The organism is Salipiger sp. ABN3_019 (assembly GCF_056158605.1).
Map to the genome: position 1 here is coordinate 1 of NZ_JBSWTP010000003.1, position 17,788 is coordinate 17,788.

At 64.4% G+C, this 17,788-nt stretch carries 15 protein-coding genes; 8 read left to right on the forward strand and 7 right to left on the reverse strand.

All coding sequences use genetic code 11. The annotated features are described in order from the left end of the window. Window positions 1-518: 518 nt before the first annotated feature. Window positions 519-1,340 carry an IS3 family transposase gene (locus ACXAD2_RS02545; protein ID WP_475166496.1) on the reverse strand — a complete coding sequence of 274 codons (822 nt, stop codon included), beginning with the start codon at window positions 1,338-1,340 and terminating at the stop codon, window positions 519-521. Then, the gene (locus tag ACXAD2_RS02550) at window positions 1,337-1,642 is read right to left on the reverse strand and encodes a transposase (RefSeq protein ID WP_475166499.1); all 306 of its coding nucleotides are present in this window, start codon (window positions 1,640-1,642) and stop codon (window positions 1,337-1,339) included. Before ACXAD2_RS02550 ends, ACXAD2_RS02545 begins: the two co-directional genes overlap by 4 nt. Before the next feature lie 472 nt (window positions 1,643-2,114). Between ACXAD2_RS02550 and ACXAD2_RS02555 the strand changes: the two genes are divergently transcribed. Next, the gene (locus ACXAD2_RS02555) at window positions 2,115-2,873 is read left to right on the forward strand and encodes a FadR/GntR family transcriptional regulator (RefSeq protein ID WP_224905637.1); all 759 of its coding nucleotides are present in this window, start codon (window positions 2,115-2,117) and stop codon (window positions 2,871-2,873) included. Between the two features lie 12 nt (window positions 2,874-2,885). On the opposite strand, the gene ACXAD2_RS02560 is transcribed toward ACXAD2_RS02555, so the two are convergent. Then, entirely contained in the window at window positions 2,886-3,569 is a 684-nt protein-coding gene (locus ACXAD2_RS02560; protein ID WP_475166501.1) for a DUF1028 domain-containing protein, read from the reverse strand. 103 nt (window positions 3,570-3,672) lie between these two features. Between ACXAD2_RS02560 and ACXAD2_RS02565 the strand changes: the two genes are divergently transcribed. From ACXAD2_RS02565 to ACXAD2_RS02580, 4 genes are all read left to right on the forward strand, one after another. Continuing rightward, window positions 3,673-5,250 (forward strand): ABC transporter substrate-binding protein, encoded by a 1,578-nt coding sequence (locus ACXAD2_RS02565; protein ID WP_475166504.1) that lies wholly within the window; start codon window positions 3,673-3,675, stop codon window positions 5,248-5,250. Between the two features lie 137 nt (window positions 5,251-5,387). Then, window positions 5,388-6,335: an ABC transporter permease gene (locus tag ACXAD2_RS02570; protein WP_475166506.1), complete on the forward strand. Its 948-nt coding sequence runs from the start codon at window positions 5,388-5,390 to the stop codon at window positions 6,333-6,335. After that, complete coding sequence (locus ACXAD2_RS02575; protein WP_475166510.1) at window positions 6,332-8,215, forward strand: dipeptide/oligopeptide/nickel ABC transporter permease/ATP-binding protein; 1,884 nt, start codon at window positions 6,332-6,334, stop codon at window positions 8,213-8,215. The genes ACXAD2_RS02570 and ACXAD2_RS02575 overlap by 4 nt, the downstream gene beginning before the upstream one ends. Further along, window positions 8,212-9,168 carry an ABC transporter ATP-binding protein gene (locus ACXAD2_RS02580; protein WP_475166514.1) on the forward strand — a complete coding sequence of 319 codons (957 nt, stop codon included), beginning with the start codon at window positions 8,212-8,214 and terminating at the stop codon, window positions 9,166-9,168. The genes ACXAD2_RS02575 and ACXAD2_RS02580 overlap by 4 nt, the downstream gene beginning before the upstream one ends. Before the next feature lie 24 nt (window positions 9,169-9,192). Here ACXAD2_RS02580 and ACXAD2_RS02585 read toward each other — a convergent pair whose 3' ends face one another. The 4 genes from ACXAD2_RS02585 to ACXAD2_RS02600 are packed head-to-tail and all read right to left on the reverse strand — an operon-like array spanning window position 9,193 to window position 14,343. Next, on the reverse strand, window positions 9,193-10,266 hold the full coding sequence (locus ACXAD2_RS02585) for a tartrate dehydrogenase (RefSeq protein ID WP_475166517.1): 1,074 nt from the start codon (window positions 10,264-10,266) through the stop codon (window positions 9,193-9,195). 11 nt (window positions 10,267-10,277) lie between these two features. Then, window positions 10,278-11,360 (reverse strand): tartrate dehydrogenase, encoded by a 1,083-nt coding sequence (locus tag ACXAD2_RS02590; RefSeq protein ID WP_475166520.1) that lies wholly within the window; start codon window positions 11,358-11,360, stop codon window positions 10,278-10,280. A gap of 13 nt (window positions 11,361-11,373) precedes the next feature. Continuing rightward, complete coding sequence (locus ACXAD2_RS02595) at window positions 11,374-13,377, reverse strand: tripartite tricarboxylate transporter permease (protein ID WP_475166523.1); 2,004 nt, start codon at window positions 13,375-13,377, stop codon at window positions 11,374-11,376. A 9-nt stretch (window positions 13,378-13,386) separates the two neighbouring features. After that, window positions 13,387-14,343 (reverse strand): Bug family tripartite tricarboxylate transporter substrate binding protein, encoded by a 957-nt coding sequence (locus ACXAD2_RS02600; protein WP_475166525.1) that lies wholly within the window; start codon window positions 14,341-14,343, stop codon window positions 13,387-13,389. Between the two features lie 225 nt (window positions 14,344-14,568). Between ACXAD2_RS02600 and ACXAD2_RS02605 the strand changes: the two genes are divergently transcribed. The 3 genes from ACXAD2_RS02605 (at window position 14,569) to ACXAD2_RS02615 (ending at window position 17,745) form a co-directional block, all read left to right on the forward strand. Next, on the forward strand, window positions 14,569-15,507 hold the full coding sequence (locus tag ACXAD2_RS02605) for a LysR family transcriptional regulator (protein ID WP_475166527.1): 939 nt from the start codon (window positions 14,569-14,571) through the stop codon (window positions 15,505-15,507). 69 nt (window positions 15,508-15,576) lie between these two features. Continuing rightward, window positions 15,577-16,479, forward strand: a complete 903-nt coding sequence (locus ACXAD2_RS02610) for a LysR family transcriptional regulator (protein ID WP_475166530.1) — start codon at window positions 15,577-15,579, stop codon at window positions 16,477-16,479. Window positions 16,480-16,581: 102 nt separating this feature from the next. Next, entirely contained in the window at window positions 16,582-17,745 is a 1,164-nt protein-coding gene (locus ACXAD2_RS02615) for a mandelate racemase/muconate lactonizing enzyme family protein (RefSeq protein ID WP_475166535.1), read from the forward strand. Window positions 17,746-17,788: the final 43 nt, after the last annotated feature.

The window sequence follows — 17,788 nt, forward strand, 5'->3', positions numbered from 1 at the left end:
GTCCTGGAGGCACGTCGTCATGGGGCGGTTTTGAAGATCTTCTGGAACGGATCGGAGCCGACGGGGCAACCGGACGCGTCGCTTTGGGATGATCAGCACTACCGCCGGACCCGTCAGAACTGGAACTACTATTCCCCATAATGTCGGCCCTATAATGTCGGCCCTCCACGCTGAGGTGGTCTCTGAAAATCGGACACTTTGCTAAGCTCGCCGCCAACGATGACGAGGAAGAACAGCGTGGCTTGCAAACGAAAGAATTACGGCGCCGAGTTCAAGGCGAAGGTGGCGCTTGAGACGATCCGTGGCGAGCTTAGCAAAGTGTCCGATTTTCAGAGACCACTTCAATTCGTCTGCTCGATGCAGCTTGGCCCGCATCATTGCATCGCAGCGGTCGGTCTTCACACGATCGCCCGCCTTCACTGGACTGAGCGATGGTGCGACCACGATGCAGTCATGCCCCATCTCGACGAGTTGCCGGTGCAAGCCGTAGTGTATCGACCCAGCGGAATCTGCTCAGGTTAGGCCGCTAATGTGAATGCCTCGGCAGGCGTGCGCATGGCAAGCGCCTGATGAGGGCGGCGGTTATTGTAGAAGGCAATCCAATCGCCGATAACGCGCATCGCGTGTTGGATGCTTCCGAAGCGGTGGCGATGCACGCACTGCTCCTTCAGGGTCCGGATGAAGCGCTCGACCATGCCGTTCTGCTGCGGGCAGTACGGGGTGATGAACTCCTGCTTCAGCCCGTAGCTGCGGACAATGGCCGTGAAGTGGTGGCTGGTGAAGACCAGGCCATTGTCTGACCTCAGTAGGAACTCCTCCTCGACCCGGCCCAGGGTGCCGAACCTCGCGATCAGCGCATGCTCAAGGGCGGCGCTGGCCGTCGTAGCCTTGCCGGATTTCGACAGGTGCCAGCCCAGCAGCTCGCGGGTATGGCAGTCGATCACCAAGGCCAGCGAGGCCCAGCCGTCCTTGCCGGTCCAGATGCGGGCGAGATCGGTCGACCACCTCTCGTTCGGCGCAGCTGCGACAGACGGAACCGCCTGGATGCGGGGGCGCATGCCCACGGCGCGCTTGCGAACCTGCCAGCCCTTGATCTGGAAGATCCTCTGCACCGTGTTCTTGTTAAAGCCCAGGAGCCAGGCCACGGACCGATAGCCAAAGGACGGCTGCTCCTCGATCATCTTCTTGATCGGCTCGGCGAAGCGGGGATCGACCTTCGGCGCGGCTTTCACCGGCTTGTAGTAGACCGTGCGCCGGGGAATGCCGAACCACGTGCAGAGCTTGGCGATCGACACTGCGACACCCTCCGCCAAGAGGCCCTGCTGGATGCGACGGATCAATTCCCGTCCTGCGCATCCAGCAGGGCCTGAAGCTTTTTTCGGGCCCGCAGCTCCAGCATGGCCTCGCCGTAGGCTTCCTGAAGGTCCCGGAGTTGCTTCTCGTATTGCTCGCGGATGTCGAGCGGGTTGGTGCGCAGCGAGTTCTCCATCCCCCGCTTGGCGTCTTCTACCCAGCCCTCGATCTCGGAGGGTGTGAGGTCGAATGATCGACTTGCCTCCGACACGGTCGTCTTGCCCTGGATGATCTCGATCACCAGAGCCGTCTTCCGCTTCGCCGTCCAACGCTTGATGCTGTCGTCCATCGTCATACTCATCGCTACGTTCTCCCTTGTAGCATGAGCAGGAATTCAGTGGGTCGATACAGTAGCCGCAAGGCCCGGCCTCGTAGCAGAAACACAACCGGCCTCCGCTCGCAGCCAGCTTTTCCACCAGCTTACGGACATGATCAGGGCGGTGCGACACCGTCCCCCAATGCCGGACCTCTCCGCCGCGCTCTCCCATCGCAACCGCGACTGAAATCGTCGCCTTATGGACATCCAATCCGATGAACGTGGTCTCTCCCCCATTCTTGAGGCTCGGCGCCCGCCAACCGGACGCAACCCTCGAAAGGAGAATGCCGCGGAAGAGGTGACCAGCCCAGTCAGGCTCACTCCGCGATCATGCGGTCTAATCCACACTGTTGTCGGCGCTAAATTTCTCATGATAAATGACAGCGGCTCCGCCCACCAAAAACCTGAAACAAGACCCTGGGCGATTTTGCAAAGAGACGAGGCTATGAGCGACGCAGAACCCGCCGAGACGATCCGCCGTTCCCGACCGGTGCGGGTGGCAGAGGCGATCAAGGACTGGGTGGTCGAGAAGGGCCTTCTGCCGGGCGACCGTCTTCCCGGGGAGGCCGAACTGATCGGCCACTTCGGCATGTCCAAAGGGACCATCCGCGAGGCTATGCGGCTGCTGCAGGCGCAGGGGCTGGTGGTCACCAAAACCGGACCCGGCGGAGGCAGCTTCGTCGGCGAGGTGAGCACGGATCGCGCGCGGGCGTTGCTGGCCAACTACTTCTATTTCCGCAACGTTTCGATCGACGACATCTACCAGCTGCGCGTGGCTCTGGAACCCGAGGTCGCCGCGTCTCTTGCGGGGCGGCTCGACGCGGCGCAGATCGACCGGCTCGAGGCGATCATGGCCGAGTATGAGCATCCCGCCACCAGCGCCGAGGAGGAGCGGGCGCAGCACGTCGCATCGCTGCGCTTCCATGCCTGTCTGGCGGAGTTCTCCGAGAACGCCATGCTGAGCTTTTTCATCGGCTTCATGGCGCGAATCCTCACCGATCTGACGGTGTACAAAAAGCTCTATGCGCAGCCGAACGAAGAGCTGTGGAAGCGCGGGCGCGCGCATCAGCTTGGGCTTATCGCGGCGCTGAAGGCCGGCGACGCTGATGCGGCGCGCGAGATCATGCGCGATCACATGCAGATGGCGCGGCGCATGATGGAGGATCAGGAGGCCGTGGTGATGAAGCGCTTCATCGCCGAGTAACCGGGCCGGGGCCTACTGGCTGACGATCTTGGAAAAGGGCTCGCCGAGATAGGGGTCGTCCAGCGTCGGCACCGTCGCCGCCCAATCGGCATAGGCGCCTTTGGTGGCATGGCCGTGCAGCGCGCGCAGATCGCGCAGCGGTGTTTCGGAGCGGTCGATGCGCAGGGTCAGCGGCGCGGCGCTGCGGCGGACCACCAGCAACGCCGCCGAAAGCAGTCCACGGCTGTCGCCGCCGGTCGCCGCAGCGCCGTCGAGCGCGTCCAAGAGCCGCTGCTCGAAGGGCGCGGTAGAAGCGAGGAAGCCGTCGAGACAGGCATCCAGCACCGTCTCTGACGACAGCAGATTGCCCGAAACGATCACATGTTTGGCTTGCCGGAAGCCCGCGGCAGGAATGCTCTCGCTGCCGGTGTGGTTCGCCGTGCCCCCCTGCAGATCAAGCGCCGAGAGCTGCCGCTGCGCCCGCCCGGTATCAGGGGCCACGGTCTGCGCGAGGGCCTCGTCGGCAGAGAGCCCCTGCCGCATCAGCTCCAGCACCCCGGTACCCCAAAGGGTCGAGGGCAGCGAGCCCTGCGAGGCGCTGAGGCCCGCGTCGGCATCGCCGCGCAGCACCCAGCCACCGACGCAAAGGCTGCCGGTTGTCGCCGCGCCGCCGTAGCTGCCCGATTTTTCGTCGTAGGCGAGGATGGAAATGGTCATTCAGGGGCCCTGTCTGCTGCAGGCTTGAATTTATCATGAAAATTTGGCCTCATGCAATTTATCATGATAAATAATTCATCCTGACCATCTGGGAGGTCACGAAATGTCCATCACGTCCTTCACCCGCCGGGGTCTGCTGGCCGCGGGCACGGCCCTTACGCTGACATTCGGAACGCTGACCGGCGCGCTGGCGCAGACGCCGCCGGGCGTTCTCATCGTCGGGCAGATCGCCGAGCCGAAATCGCTCGACCCGGCCGCGGTGACCGCGGTGAACGATTTTCGCATCCTGATGAACGTTTACGATGGGCTGGTGCGCTACAAGGACGGCACGCTGGAGGTCGAACCGGCGCTGGCGACCGACTGGACGATTTCCGACGATGGCACCGAATATACGTTCACCCTGCGCGAGGGCGTCAGCTTCCACGATGGCACCCCGTTCAACGCCGAGGCGGTGAAGTTCAACTTTGACCGCATGTTGGACGAGAGCCACCCTTTCCACGACACCGGCCCCTTCCCGCTGGCCTTCTTCTTCTCGTCGGTGGAGAGCATCGACGCGGTGGATGATCTGACGGTGAAATTCACCCTCTCGGAGCCCTACGCACCTTTCCTGTCGAACCTTGCCTATCCCACTGGCCTGCTGGTTTCGCCCGCCGCAGTCGAGCAATACGGCGCGGATTTTGGCCGCAACCCTTCTGGCACTGGCCCGTTTAAATTCGCCGAGTGGCGCTCGAACGAAGCGGTGGTGATCGAAGCCAACCCCGACTATTGGGATGGCGCGCCCGAGCTTCAGGCTGTGGTCTTCCGCCCGATCACCGACGCCAACACCCGCACCGCCGAGATGCTGGCCGGCGGCATTGACCTGATGGTCGAGGTGCCGCCCGTGGCGCTAAGCGAGTTTCAGGGTGACGCCTACACGCTGCACGAACAGGCCGGTCCGCACGTCTGGTTCCTGATCCTCAACGCCAAGGAGGGCCCCTTCGCCGACAAGCGGGTGCGTCAGGCTGCGAACTACGCGATCAACAAGGAAGCCCTGGTGAACGACGTGCTGGAGGGCACTGCCGAGGTCGCCGCTGGGCCGACGCCGCCGGCATTTGCCTGGGCCTATAACGACGATCTCGAGCCCTATCCCTACGACCCCGAGCAGGCCAAGGAACTGCTCGCCGAGGCCGGGGCCGAGGGGGCGGAGCTGACCTTCTACGTCACCGAGGGCGGCTCGGGAATGCTCGATCCCATTGCCATGGGCACCGCGATTCAGGCCGACCTCAATGCCGTGGGCTTTGACACCAAGATCGAGACCTACGAGTGGAATACCTTCCTCGGCGAGGTGAACCCCGGGCTCGAGGGCAAGGCCGACATGGCCGAGATGGCGTGGATGACCAATGATCCCGACACGCTGCCCTTCCTCGCGCTGCGCAGCGATGCCTGGCCGGACAAGGGCGGGTTCAACTCGGGCTATTATTCCAACCCCGAGGTCGACGAGCTGCTGGAAGCGGCGCGCGTGGCCACCGACCAAGGCGAGCGGGCCGAGCTCTACAAGCAGATGCAGACCATCGTGCAGGAAGACGCGCCATGGGTCTTTGTCGCGAACTGGAAGCAGAACGCAGTGACCTCGGAGCGGGTGGAGAATTTCACGCTGCAGCCGTCGTTCTTCCTGCTGCTGGATGACGTGGTGAAGAACTGACGCGCGGGCGGGGACGCTGAACGGGGGCGCTGAGAGAAAGGGGGCGCTGCCCCCGCCGCGGCCCGCGGGGCCGCGTCTCCCCCGGCGTATTTGGAGAACAATGAAGGGCGCTGCCCTGCGCCGCAGATGGAGCTGCCATGACGGGTTACATCCTCAAGCGACTGCTCTCGGCCATCCCGGTGCTGCTGGGGATCACCGTGATCGTCTTTGCGATCATGGCGCTGATCCCCGGCGATCCGGCGACGGCGATCCTTGGGTCCTATGCGACGCCAGAGAACGTCGAGAAGCTGAACCGCGATCTTGGCCTCGATAAACCGCTGGTGCAGCAGTATTTCATCTGGCTCGGCAATATGCTGGGCGGAGATTTCGGCACCTCCTTCTCGCTCAACCGGCCTGTGCTCGACGAGGTGGTTGAGCGCTTTGGGGCGACGCTGGTCCTGGCGGGCACGGCCTTTGTGCTCTGTTCCATCTTCGGCATCGTGGCGGGGGTGATCTCGGCGGCGAACCAATACGGCTGGGGCGACAAGGGCATCACCTTCGCGGTGCTCTTGGGGATCTCTATCCCGTCGTTCTTTCTTGGCATGATGATGATCCTGATCTTTGCGGTGAAGCTGAAGTGGTTTCCGGTCTCGGGCATGTGGCCGATCTACGGCGATCGCGATCTCCTGGCGCTGATCCGGCACCTCACGCTGCCCGCCATCGCTCTTGCGGTGGTGGCGACCGGGGTCGTGGCGCGGCTGTCGCGCTCGGCCATGCTCGAGGTGCTGCGGCAGGACTTCATTCGCACCGCGCGGGCCAAGGGGGTGCACGAGCGCGGGGTGATCTGGCGCCACGCGCTCAAGGCGGCCATGGTCTCGATCATCCCGGTGCTGGGCATTCAGGCGGGCTTCGTGCTGTCGGGCGCGGTCTATATCGAGATCGTCTTTCAATGGCCCGGTGTGGGGCGGATGCTGGTCGATGCGATCCTCAAACGCGACATCCTGCTGGTGCAGGGCGGGGTGGTGCTGGTTGCCGCCTGCTACGTGCTGTTCAACATCGCGGTGGATGTGGCGCAGAGCCTGCTCGACCCGAGGATCAAGACATGAGCGGGTTTCTCAAACTCCTCGCCCGAAACCGACTGGCGCTGGCCGGAGGCATCGTCATGGCGCTGGTGGTGCTGCTGGCGCTGGTCACGCCGCTGCTGCCGCTGGCAGATCCGGATGTCACCAACACCGGCGCGCGCTTTCAGCCGCCTTTCTCCGAGGGCGCGCTGCTCGGCACCGATCATCTGGGGCGGGACCTGCTGTCGCGGCTGCTCTGGGGCACGCGGCTGTCGCTGGCGGTGGGCTTTGCCGCGGCCATCGCGGCGGCCACCATCGGTGCGGCGGTGGGCATCATCTCGGGCTATTACGGCGGGCGGGTCGACAATCTGATCATGCGCGGCGTCGATATGCTTATGGCGTTTCCCTACATCCTGCTGGCGCTGGCCATCGTCGCGGCGCTCGGGCCGGGTCTGCTGAACGCGCTGATCGCCGTGGCGGCTGTCAACGTGCCCTTCTTCGCGCGCAACATTCGCGGCATCACCGTGGGTCTCGCGCATCGCGAGTTCGTCGATGCTGCAAGGCTTTCGGGTCTGTCGAACACCCGCATCATCCTGTCGGAGATCCTGCCCAATGTGGTCCCGGTGATCGTCATCGCCATGTCCACAACCATTGGCTGGATGATCCTCGAGACGGCGGGGCTCAGCTTCCTCGGCCTCGGCTCGCAGCCGCCGCAGGCGGATCTGGGCTCGATGCTGGGCGAAGCGCGCTCGGCGCTGATCACCAACCCGCATACTTCGGTGGTGCCCGGGCTGATGATCCTGATCATCGTCATGTCGATCAATCTGCTCGGCGACGGGGTGCGCGACGCGCTCGACCCGCGGCTGAAGTCCGGCGCGCTGTCGCGGCCGATGGCGGCAACGCGGGTGGCCCGCAAAGGCCCGGTGCCGGAAAGCAAGGGGCAGGGGCTGCTGGAGGTGCAGGATCTGCAGACCCAGTTCCACGTCAAGGACCGCGTCTATCGCGCGGTGGGCGGCGTGTCGCTGCATGTGAAGCCCGGCGAATGCCTCGGGCTCATCGGCGAGAGCGGCTCGGGCAAGTCGGTCACCGCGCTCAGCGTCATGGGGTTGGTGGCCTCACCGCCCGGTGTGATCACCGGCGGCGCGGTGCGCTACGAGGGCGAGGATCTGATCGGCGCTCCCTATGGGCGGCTGCGCGACATGCGCGGGCGCAATGTGGCCTATATCTTTCAGGACCCGCTGGCGACGCTGCATCCGCTCTACCGGGTCGGCGACCAGCTGATCGAGGCGATCCGCGCGCACCGTCCGATCGGGCGCAAAGAGGGTCGCGCGAGGGCGCTGGATTTGCTGAAATCGGTACGCATCCCCAACCCCGAGAAGCGACTGACCGACTACCCGCACGAGTTGTCGGGCGGGATGCGTCAACGTATCGGCATCGCCATGGCTCTCGCCAACGAGCCCGATGTGATCATCGCCGACGAGCCCACCACCGCGCTCGACGTGACGGTGCAGGCGCAGATTCTCGCGCTGCTCGATGATCTGCGGCGGGAGCGCGGGCTGGCCATCGTCTTCATCACCCATGACTTCGGCGTGGTGGCGCAGCTCTGCGACCGGGTGGCGGTGATGTATGCCGGGCGGATCGTCGAAGAGGGACCGACCAAGGCGATCCTCGAGCGGCCTCTGCATCCCTATACGGCACGGCTGATGGCCTGCGTGCCCGAGCTTGGCACCGGCAAACGGCGGCTTGAGGCGATCCCAGGGTTGCCGCCGGTGGTCGATCGGCTGCCGCAGGGCTGTGCCTTTGCCGAGCGTTGCACCCGTGCGCAGGCCGATTGCCGGGCTGGAGAGATCGGGCTGCACCGCGCCGGGCCGCGCGCCGTGCGCTGCATCCACCCCGAAGCCCCGCTGCAGGAGGCCGCTGAATGAGCATCGCGCTGAAACTGACAGACCTGTCCAAGTCCTTCGCGGTGGGGCGGCGGCTCTTCGGCGGCCCGGTGGGGCATGTGAAGGCCGTACATCCAATCACTCTGGACGTGCAGACGGGCGAGACGCTGGGCATCGTCGGCGAAAGCGGCTGCGGCAAGTCCACGCTGGCGCGGCTGCTGGTCGGGCTGATCGAGCCCACGACGGGCAACATCGAAATTGATGGGGCGGCGCTCGACAATGCCGATCCGGCGGTCTTCGGCAAGCGTATCCAATATGTCTTTCAGGATCCGATCTCTTCGCTCAACCCGCGCAAGACCATCCGGCAGATCATGGAAGCTCCGCTGAAGCGCCTGCACGGCCTAGGAAAGGCCGAGCGCGACAGACGGATTTCAGAGATCTTTGCGAGCGTGAACCTGCGCGAGGAGTTCCTCGAACGCTACCCGCATGAGTTCTCTGGCGGGCAGGCGCAGCGTATCGGCATCGCGCGGGCGCTGGCGGCGCAGGCCAGCATCCTCATTCTCGACGAGCCGGTCTCGGCGCTGGATGTTTCGGTGCAGGCGCAGGTGCTGAACCTGCTGGCCGATCTCAAGGCGGAGTTCGGGCTCACCTATCTCTTTATTTCTCATGATTTGGCGGTGGTCGAGGCGGTGAGCGACCGCATCGCGGTGCTTTATTTCGGTTCGGTGGTCGAACTAGGTCCCGCCGAAGAGGTGTTTCGCGCGCCGCGCCATCCCTACACCAAGCTGCTGGCCGACAGCGCGCCGGTGGTTGGCCGCCCGCTCACCGCGCCAGAGCAGAAGGGGACCGAGCTTCCCGACCCGCTGAACCCGCCGCCCGGCTGCGCCTTCGCGGCGCGCTGCCCTCATGCGAGCGCGCGGTGCCGCACGGAAGTGCCGCAGCTGGCGGGGCAGGGCGAGGGACCTCAGGTGGCCTGTTTCCATCCGCTGTCCTGATCGCTGTGCTGCGCCGCCCCTAGTTTACGCGAGCGCGTCGGCGATGGCCTTGCCGCAGGCCTCGGTGCTGGCCTCGCCTCCGAGATCGCGGGTGCGCAGCGCCTCCTCCGACAAGACCTGTTCGATGGCGGTTAACATGTCGGCGGCTGCATCGCCGTGGCCAAGGTGATCCAGCATCATCGCCCCGGCCCAGATCTGCCCGATCGGGTTGGCGATGCCCCGTCCCGCGATATCCGGGGCGGATCCATGCACCGGCTCGAACAGCGAAGGGAAAAGCCCGTCGGGGTTGATATTACCGGAGGGCGCGATGCCGATCGTCCCGGTGCAGGCCGGGCCGAGGTCAGAGAGGATGTCGCCAAAGAGGTTCGAGGCGACGACCACATCGAACTTGTCCGGGTTGAGGACGAAATGCGCGGTGAGAATGTCGATGTGGTATTTCTCCCAAGCGACATCGGGATAGGCTTGCGCCATCTCCGCGACACGCTCGTCCCAATAGGGCATGGTCACCGAAATACCGTTCGACTTGGTGGCCGAGGTCAGCCGCTTGCGGGGACGTTTCTGCGCCAGCTCGAAGGCGTATTTCAGCACCCGGTTGACGCCGACGCGGGTCATCACCGTCTCCTGCATGACGATCTCGCGCTCGGTGTCCGGGAACATCTTGCCGCCGACCGAGGAATATTCCCCTTCGGTGTTCTCGCGGACGATCCACATGTCGATGTCGCCGGGCTTGCGACCGGCAAGCGGACAGGGAACCCCCGGCATCAGCCGCGCCGGACGCAGGCTGATATACTGATCGAACTGCCGCCGGAACTGGATCAGCGAGCCCCAGAGCGAGATGTGATCAGGCACCGTCTCTGGCCAGCCGACCGCGCCGAAGAACAGCGCGTCGTGCCCCTCGACCTGCGCTTTCCAATCGCCCGGCATCATTTGCCCGTGCTTGAGATAATGGTCGCAGGAGGCGAAGTCGAACTCATCGAACCGCAGGTCAATGCTGTGTTTCCGCGCCACCGCCTCCAAGGCGCGCAGCCCTTCGGGAACCACTTCCTTGCCGATCCCATCCCCAGGGATGACGGCGATCTTAAGATGATTGGGAGCCATGGTCTGTCCTTTCAGGAATTGCGGCCGCGCACTGTGGCGATCACCGCATCGGTGACCATGCGCGTGGTCGCCGTGCCGCCAAGATCGGGGGTGTGCAGCGCCGGGTTGCCGGTGGCAGCCTCGACCGCTTGCATCAGGTGATCCGCCGCAGCCTGCTCTCCGAGGTGCTCCAGCATCATCGCGGCGGTCCAGAAGGTGGCGATCGGGTTGGCGATGCCCTTGCCGGTGATGTCGAAGGCCGAGCCGTGGATCGGCTCGAACATCGACGGTGTCTCGCGCTCGGGGTTGAGGTTGGCCGTCGGCGCGACGCCGATCGAGCCGGAGAGGGCGGCGGCGAGATCGGACAGGATGTCGGCGTGCAGGTTACTTGCCACGATGGTGTCGATGGAGGCCGGGTTCATCGTCATGCGCACGGTCATCGCATCCACCAGCATCTTGTCCCATGTGACATCCAGGAATTCGCGCGCGACCTCTGCGGCGATCTCGTCCCACAGAACCATGCCGTGGCGCTGCGCGTTCGACTTGGTCACCACGGTAAGCAGCTTGCGGGGCCGGGATCGCGCCAGCCCGAAGGCAAAACGCATGATCCTCTCGACCCCCGCGCGGGTGAAGATCGACACATCCGTGGCGACTTCGATCGGCAGACCGGGATGCGAGCGGCCACCCTGGCCGGCGTATTCACCTTCGGAGTTTTCGCGCACGATGACCCAGTCCAACTCGCCATCGTTCACATGGCGCAGCGGCGAGCGGATGCCGGGCAGCACGCGGGTCGGGCGGACGTTGGCGTATTGGTCCAGCGGCTGGCAGATGGCGAGGCGCAGACCCCAGAGCGTCAGATGGTCGGGCACATCCGGCGCGCCCACCGCGCCAAAGAGGATGGCATCGAAGGCGCGCAATTGGTCGGCGCCATCCTCGGGCATAAAGGCGCCGGTCCGCTTGTAGCGGTCGGTGCCCCAGTCGAAGCTCTCGACCTTAAAGCGAAAGCCGCCGTCACGCTCGGCCAGAGCGTCCAGAACCTCAAGGCAGGCCTCGACGACTTCCACACCGATCCCGTCGCCGCCAATGGCGGCGATCTTGTGAGTTGTCATGGTCATAGGGGTCTCCGTTTCAGAAAAGCAGGCCGGCGGGCATGCGCAGCAGCAGAACATTCGCCATGAGCCACCAGAAGCCGCTGCAGATGAGCGCGCCCGACAGGCCCCAGATCGCCCACGTCCGGAGCGGGGGACGGTCGTAGTCGGCGATCAGCATGACGACGGCAAAGGCGATCAGGCTGGTCACCAGAAAGCCGATGTGCGGCATCGCAAAGACCCAACCCAGCATGGTGATCCCAAGCGCGATCCGCCGCCCGGCGCCGTCCTCCATCCGCAGCGCGCCGAGCCTTGGCCCGGTCGGGCGCCGCAGGTTTTGCACGATCAGCACCGCCGAAAAGAGGATCAGTGCGGCGGCGATCGTCTTGGGGAACACCGCGCCGAGATCGGACATGCCGGTGGCGGCGGAATAGATCGCGATCCCGCACAGGATGAACAGCAGCGCCAGCCCCATGCCCGGAAAGTCTCGGGTCTTGATCTCGGCCGGAAGCGCGGTGCCCTCATCGGCCTGCGGCAGCGCGGTCTGCTCGAGTTGGCTCCGCCGCCGCGCCTTCCATTCGACCCAGAAGGGGAACAGCAGCGTGAGCAGCGCCGCAAGAATGATGCCGATGCTGATTGGCCGGTTGAAGAACATCTCGGGCAGCCGGTTCGAGGCATTGCCGATCAGCCACGTCTGAACAAACCCCTGCTCGGCGATCGACCCGAGCACCAGACCCAGAACGATGGGCGAGGGCTGAAATCCAAAGCGGTTCAGGACCCACGCGATCAGTCCCAGCACCACCATGAGTTGCGCGTCCTCGACGTTCGAGTGGATCGCGAAAGACCCGATGATGGTCAGCAGCGCCACGGTCGGCGCAAGCACCGCCTTGGGCACGCGGATGATCGAGTTATACGCATAGCGCCCGATCAGCAGGCCCACCGGCAGCATCAGGATGGTCGCGATCAGCAGTCCCCAGATGAAGGTGTAGACGATGTTGCCATCGGTGGTGAACAGCGTCGGCCCGATCTTGATCCCCTGCACCAGCAGCGCGCCGAGGATGATCGCGTCGGGCGGCGTTCCGGGGATGCCGAGCACCAGCGTCGGGATGAATCCCCCGCCGACGGTGGCGTTATTGGCGGCCTCGGTGGCGATGACCCCGTCGGGATTGCCCTTGCCGAAGCTCTCGGGCTGGTCCGACGACCGGCGGGCCTCGGAATAGGACACCAGTCCAGCGATCGAGCCGCCCGCGCCGGGCAGGATGCCGATGACGGTCCCGATGACCGAAGAGCGCAGGACGTTGAATTTCCGCGTCATCGCGAAGCGCAGGCCCTCGCCGATCCGCAGCCCGCCGGTGTCCGAAGGTTTTAGATGCGGGTCGGGCGTCGCCACGAGATCGAGGATCACCGGAATACAGTAAAGCCCGATAATCGCCGAGGTCAGGTCGATCCCGGCCAGAAAGCGTTGCATGCCCAGCGTGTAGCGCACGTCGCCGCCAACGACCGCGACGCCGATCATCGACAAGAAGAGGCCGATGCACGCGCCGATCAGCCCCTTGATCGTATTGCCCACCGACAGCGCGGCGATCAGCGTCAGGCCGAACATGGCGAGCCAGAAGTACTCGGTCGGCCCGAAGGCGAGCGCGACCTTGGCCAGCGGCGGCGCCAGCAGCAAAAGCGCGATCGCGCCCACCGCGCCGCCCACCACCGAGGCAATCGTCGCGAGCGATACGGCAAGCCCGCCGTCGCCGCGTTTCGCCATGGGAAAGCCATCGAAGGTGGTGGCGATGGCCGAAGGCGTGCCGGGCGTGTTGACCAGAATTGCGGCATAGGCACCGCCATAGATCGCGCCGGTGTAGATCGCGCCGAGGGCGATGAGGCCCGCGGCGGGATCCATTGTGAAGGTGAAAGGGACAAGCACGGCCACCGCCATGGTCGCCGAAAGTCCGGGCAATGCGCCGATGACGGTCCCAAGGATCACCCCCGCAAGGGCAAGCATCAGGTTGAACGGCGTCAGCGCAGCCAAAAGGTAGCCGAGAATGTCCATTTCAGGCGATCAGTTGATGATGCCGAGGGCCTTGGCGCTCTGCGTGAACTCGTCGACACGCTCGGCGACGAAAGCGTCCATCTCGCCATAAGGAATGTCGGTCAGCACGAAGCCGCCGCTTTCCATCTTCTCGACGAACTCGGGCTGGGCGTTGATCTCGGACACGATGTCGGAAATGCGCTGGCGCAGGTCTTCGGGCGTGAAATAGGGCACCGCCACGCCGCGATAGGCGCCGCCGACGATGTCATAGCCAAGCTCCTTGAAGGTCGGCACGTCGGGGAAGGCGGGCATCCGCTCGTCGGCGGCCACTGCCAGCATGCGCATCTCATCGCCTTGGTTCACGCCAGAGGTCGCGTAGTTGAAGCCCGCGGTGGTCTGGCCGCCAAGGATCGCGGTGATCGACGGGCCGGTGCCCGAGAAGGGCACATAGGTGGTGGTCACCCCGGCCAGGTCGTTCAGCTGCACCGCCGCGATGTTGTTGGCCGAGTTCGAGCCCGATCCCGCGAAGGTCACCATGCCCGGGTTCTCTTTGGCGTAGTCGATCAGCTGAGCCAGATCCTCGAACTCGCTGTCCTTCTTCACGAAGATCGCGTTGGGCGTGTAGTGGAAGTAATGGACCGGCACGAGGTCCTCTGTGGCATAGCCCACCGACCCGGCCAGCGGCTGCAGGATCGTATGGGGCAGGTTGATCCCCATGATGGTGTAGCCGTCGCCGGGCAACGAGGTCAGCTGCGACCATGCCTGCGCTCCCCCGGCGCCGGGCTGGTATTGGATCACCACCTTCTGGCCGGTGACCTTCTCCCATTCGGCTTGCTGGAACCGCGCCGAGATGTCGCTTTCACCGCCCGCGTTGAACGGAATGATGTAAGTCATCGGCTTTGAAGGAAAATCTTCGGCCGATTGTGCAGCCACGGGCCCGGTCATCGCCAAGACCGAGACAAGCAGGGTTGCGAGAGTCTTCTTCATGGTGTCCTCCTCCTAAGACGCCGCGCTGGACACGGCCGAGCGGGCAAGTGGGCGGCGCCGAGGCCCTGCTGGCCGTCCGCGCGCGCCCTCTCCCCCTAGGACCTGCGGGCTCTGCCAACAGGTCGGTGCCCTTCACTCCTCAATGTGGGCAAACAGGAGCCTAGACTGCTTCATGAAATTAATTAATTTCAGAAAATGAACTTCATTATTGCGCTGAGGTAAGTAATGGGCGAGGGCGATCTGGGGTTTTTTGTGCTTTTGGCGCGGCACGAGAGCTTTGTCGAAACCGCGCGCGAGATGGGGGTTACGGCCTCTGCGGTCAGTCGGCGTCTCGCCCGGCTCGAGGAGAAGCTGGGCGTGCGGCTGATGAACCGCACCACCCGCCGGGTCAGTTTGACCGGGGAGGGCGAGCTTTATTTCAGCAAGGCGGTCCGTCTGCTGGGCGAAATCGAAGAGCTTGAAAACAGCCTGCGGGTCGGGCTCGAACATCCCAGCGGGCTCTTGCGGATCAACGCCACCTTTGGCTTCAGCCGGACCTATATCGCGCCCACGGTGGCGGAGTTTTCAGAGCTTTATCCCGAGGTCGAGGTGCAACTGGTGGTCACCGACGCCCCGCTGAACATCGTCGAGCAGGGGTTCGATCTGAACATTCGTTTCGGCAATTCGCCGAGCAGCAACCTGATCCAGCGCCTGCTGCAGCGGAACCGCCGCTTCATGTGCGCCTCGACGTCTTATCTAGAAAAGCATGGTGCTCCGAAGTCGCTGAAGGATCTGACCCACCGCGATTGCATCGTGCTGCGGCAGGAACACGACATCTACGATATCTGGAGGTTCGACGACGTGGCCGGAGAGACCGCCTCGGCGCGGGTGAACGGGCGGCTGAGCACCAACGATGGCGAGATGGCGCGCGAATGGATGCTGGGCGGCAAGGGCATCATGCTGCGCTCGGAGTGGGACATCTCGCGGCATGTGCGCGACGGTCATCTGCGCGTCGTCCTGCCAAGCTACTTCCAGACCGCCAACATCGCGGCGATCTATCCCAAGCGCCATAACCTGACAGCCAAGGTGAGCATCTTCGTCGACATGCTGGCGCAGCGCCTTCAGTCCGAGAACCTGAGCGCGCCGTTCCAACTGACGCCCGAGGAACTTGGTGGCACCAACTAAAGCTCCCCGGCTCGGCTCCAGCCTGCTATTACATACGCATCGGGCATAGATCGGAGGCATGTTCGGCATATGGACCTTGGCCTGCTCGAGGATTTTCTGGAACTGGCGCGCGAGTTGAATTTCTCTCGCGCGGCCGAGAAAAGGAACATGACCCAGCCCGCGTTCAGCCGCCGCATCCGGGCGTTGGAAGAGGCGGTTGAAACGCCGCTGATTGCGCGCACCACCCGGCAGGTGTCCCTCACCGCCGCTGGCAAGGTGTTCCAGCCGCGTGCAGAGGCGATCGTCCGGGCGCTATGGGACGCGCGCGCCGAGGCGAAAGAGGCAGCAGGGCTCGCGCAGCGGTCGCTGAACCTCGCCGCGACACATGCGCTGTCCTACACATTCGTGCCGCGCTGGCTGATGTCCGTCGCAGGTCCGGGGCAGGTCGGTACGCTCAACTTGGTGTCCGACACCTTCCGGCAGTGTGTGCGCCTGATGGAAAGCGGCGATGCGACATTCTTTATATGTCACAAGGGGTCTGGCGAAGGTCCGGCGCTTCCCGAAAAGCAGTTTGCGCATCATCCGGTGGGCTGCGACCGGCTTGTGCCGTTCTGCGCGCCGGGGGAGACGGGCGCTCCGCTCTGGACGCTCGGGTCCGGGTCGGAGGAGCTGCCGCTTCTGTCCTATGGGCCCGCGTCGGGGCTTCACCGGATCCTCGAAACCCATTGGGCGCAGCATGGTCGGCCACGGCTCAAATCGACGATGAGTTCGGTGCTGGCCTCCACCAATCTTGAGATGGCCAAAGCGGGGCAGGGGGTGGCTTTCTTGCCGTCCTCCTTGGCGGAGGCAGAGGTCGCAAAAGGCGCTCTGGTGCGGGCCGGGGCACCGGAGTTCGAAGTGCCGCTGCAGATCGTGATCTATCGCTCCCGTGCCCGGCTCTCGCCCCATTGCGAGGCGTTCTGGAGCGCGCTCACCCGCGCGGGCGCCGCATAATTCATGCCGATTGGGCATGAATATACTCTGAAACGGCATTGGAACTCTTTCACTTGGCGCGCCTAACGTCCGGCGCAGTCCACACTGAAAGGGAGCCCGCCCATGCGCATCGTCGATATCCGCGAAGTCACCAAGCCGATCGCCTCACCGATCCGGAACGCCTACATCGACTTCAGCAAGATGACCGCGAGCCTTGTGGCCGTCGTGACGGATGTCGTCGTCGATGGGGAGCCGGTGGTGGGCTACGGCTTCAACTCGAACGGGCGTTACGGGCAGGGCGGTCTGATCCGCGAGCGCTTTCGCGACCGCATTCTCGAGGCGGGTCCGGACACGCTGCTGAACGACGAGGGCAGCAACCTCGACGGTCACCGGATCTGGGCTGCGATGATGCAGAACGAGAAACCCGGCGGCCATGGCGAGCGGTCGGTCGCGGTCGGAACCATCGACATGGCGGTCTGGGATGCGATTGCGAAGATCGCGCAGAAACCCCTGTTTCGCCTGCTGGCTGAGCGTAAGGGCGTGGAAGCCAATCCAAGGGTCTTTGTCTACGCCGCCGGGGGCTACTACTACCCCGGCAAGGACGACAGCGCGCTGCGCAAAGAGATGCGGGGTTATCTCGACCGGGGCTACACTGTGGTCAAGATGAAGATCGGCGGTGCCTCACTCGCGGAAGACCAGCGCCGGATCGAGGCGGTGCTGTCGGAGATCGGCAGCGAGGCGCAGCTTGCGGTGGATGCCAATGGCCGCTTCGATCTGGAGACCGCGATCGCCTATGCCAAGATGCTGCGGCAGTATCCGCTGTTCTGGTACGAAGAGATCGGCGATCCGCTCGACTATCAGCTTCAGGCGGCGATGGCCGAGTTTTATCCCGGTCCGATGGCCACGGGAGAGAACCTGTTTTCCCATCAGGATGCGCGCAATCTGCTGCGCTACGGCGGCATGAGGCCCGATCGCGACTGGCTGCAGTTCGACTGCGCCCTCTCCTATGGATTGGTGGAATATCTGCGCACGCTCGAGGTGCTCGAACAGCTTGGCTGGTCCCCCTCACGTTGCATTCCGCACGGCGGGCATCAGATGTCGCTCAATATCGCCGCCGGTCTGGGGCTCGGCGGCAACGAAAGCTATCCGGACCTGTTTCAGCCCTATGGCGGGTTCCCTGATGGGGTGCAGGTCGAGCAGGGGCACATCACCATGCCCGAGCTGCCGGGCATCGGGTTCGAGGGGAAATCGGACCTTATCGCCGAGATGCGGGCGCTGGCTGCCTGAGACCCGTCGAAATGCAAAAGGCCGGGGCAATGCCCCGGCCCAC

Coding starts and splice junctions, on each gene's coding strand:
- ACXAD2_RS02615 (WP_475166535.1), top strand. CDS start 16,582: ATGCGCATCGTCGATATCCGCGAAGTCACCAAGCCGATCGCCTCACCG.
- ACXAD2_RS02555 (WP_224905637.1), top strand. CDS start 2,115: ATGAGCGACGCAGAACCCGCCGAGACGATCCGCCGTTCCCGACCGGTG.
- ACXAD2_RS02595 (WP_475166523.1), bottom strand. CDS start 13,377: ATGGACATTCTCGGCTACCTTTTGGCTGCGCTGACGCCGTTCAACCTG.
- ACXAD2_RS02570 (WP_475166506.1), top strand. CDS start 5,388: ATGACGGGTTACATCCTCAAGCGACTGCTCTCGGCCATCCCGGTGCTG.
- ACXAD2_RS02600 (WP_475166525.1), bottom strand. CDS start 14,343: ATGAAGAAGACTCTCGCAACCCTGCTTGTCTCGGTCTTGGCGATGACC.
- ACXAD2_RS02580 (WP_475166514.1), top strand. CDS start 8,212: ATGAGCATCGCGCTGAAACTGACAGACCTGTCCAAGTCCTTCGCGGTG.
- ACXAD2_RS02565 (WP_475166504.1), top strand. CDS start 3,673: ATGTCCATCACGTCCTTCACCCGCCGGGGTCTGCTGGCCGCGGGCACG.
- ACXAD2_RS02585 (WP_475166517.1), bottom strand. CDS start 10,266: ATGGCTCCCAATCATCTTAAGATCGCCGTCATCCCTGGGGATGGGATC.
- ACXAD2_RS02560 (WP_475166501.1), bottom strand. CDS start 3,569: ATGACCATTTCCATCCTCGCCTACGACGAAAAATCGGGCAGCTACGGC.
- ACXAD2_RS02575 (WP_475166510.1), top strand. CDS start 6,332: ATGAGCGGGTTTCTCAAACTCCTCGCCCGAAACCGACTGGCGCTGGCC.
- ACXAD2_RS02610 (WP_475166530.1), top strand. CDS start 15,577: ATGGACCTTGGCCTGCTCGAGGATTTTCTGGAACTGGCGCGCGAGTTG.
- ACXAD2_RS02550 (WP_475166499.1), bottom strand. CDS start 1,642: ATGGACGACAGCATCAAGCGTTGGACGGCGAAGCGGAAGACGGCTCTG.
- ACXAD2_RS02590 (WP_475166520.1), bottom strand. CDS start 11,360: ATGACCATGACAACTCACAAGATCGCCGCCATTGGCGGCGACGGGATC.
- ACXAD2_RS02605 (WP_475166527.1), top strand. CDS start 14,569: ATGGGCGAGGGCGATCTGGGGTTTTTTGTGCTTTTGGCGCGGCACGAG.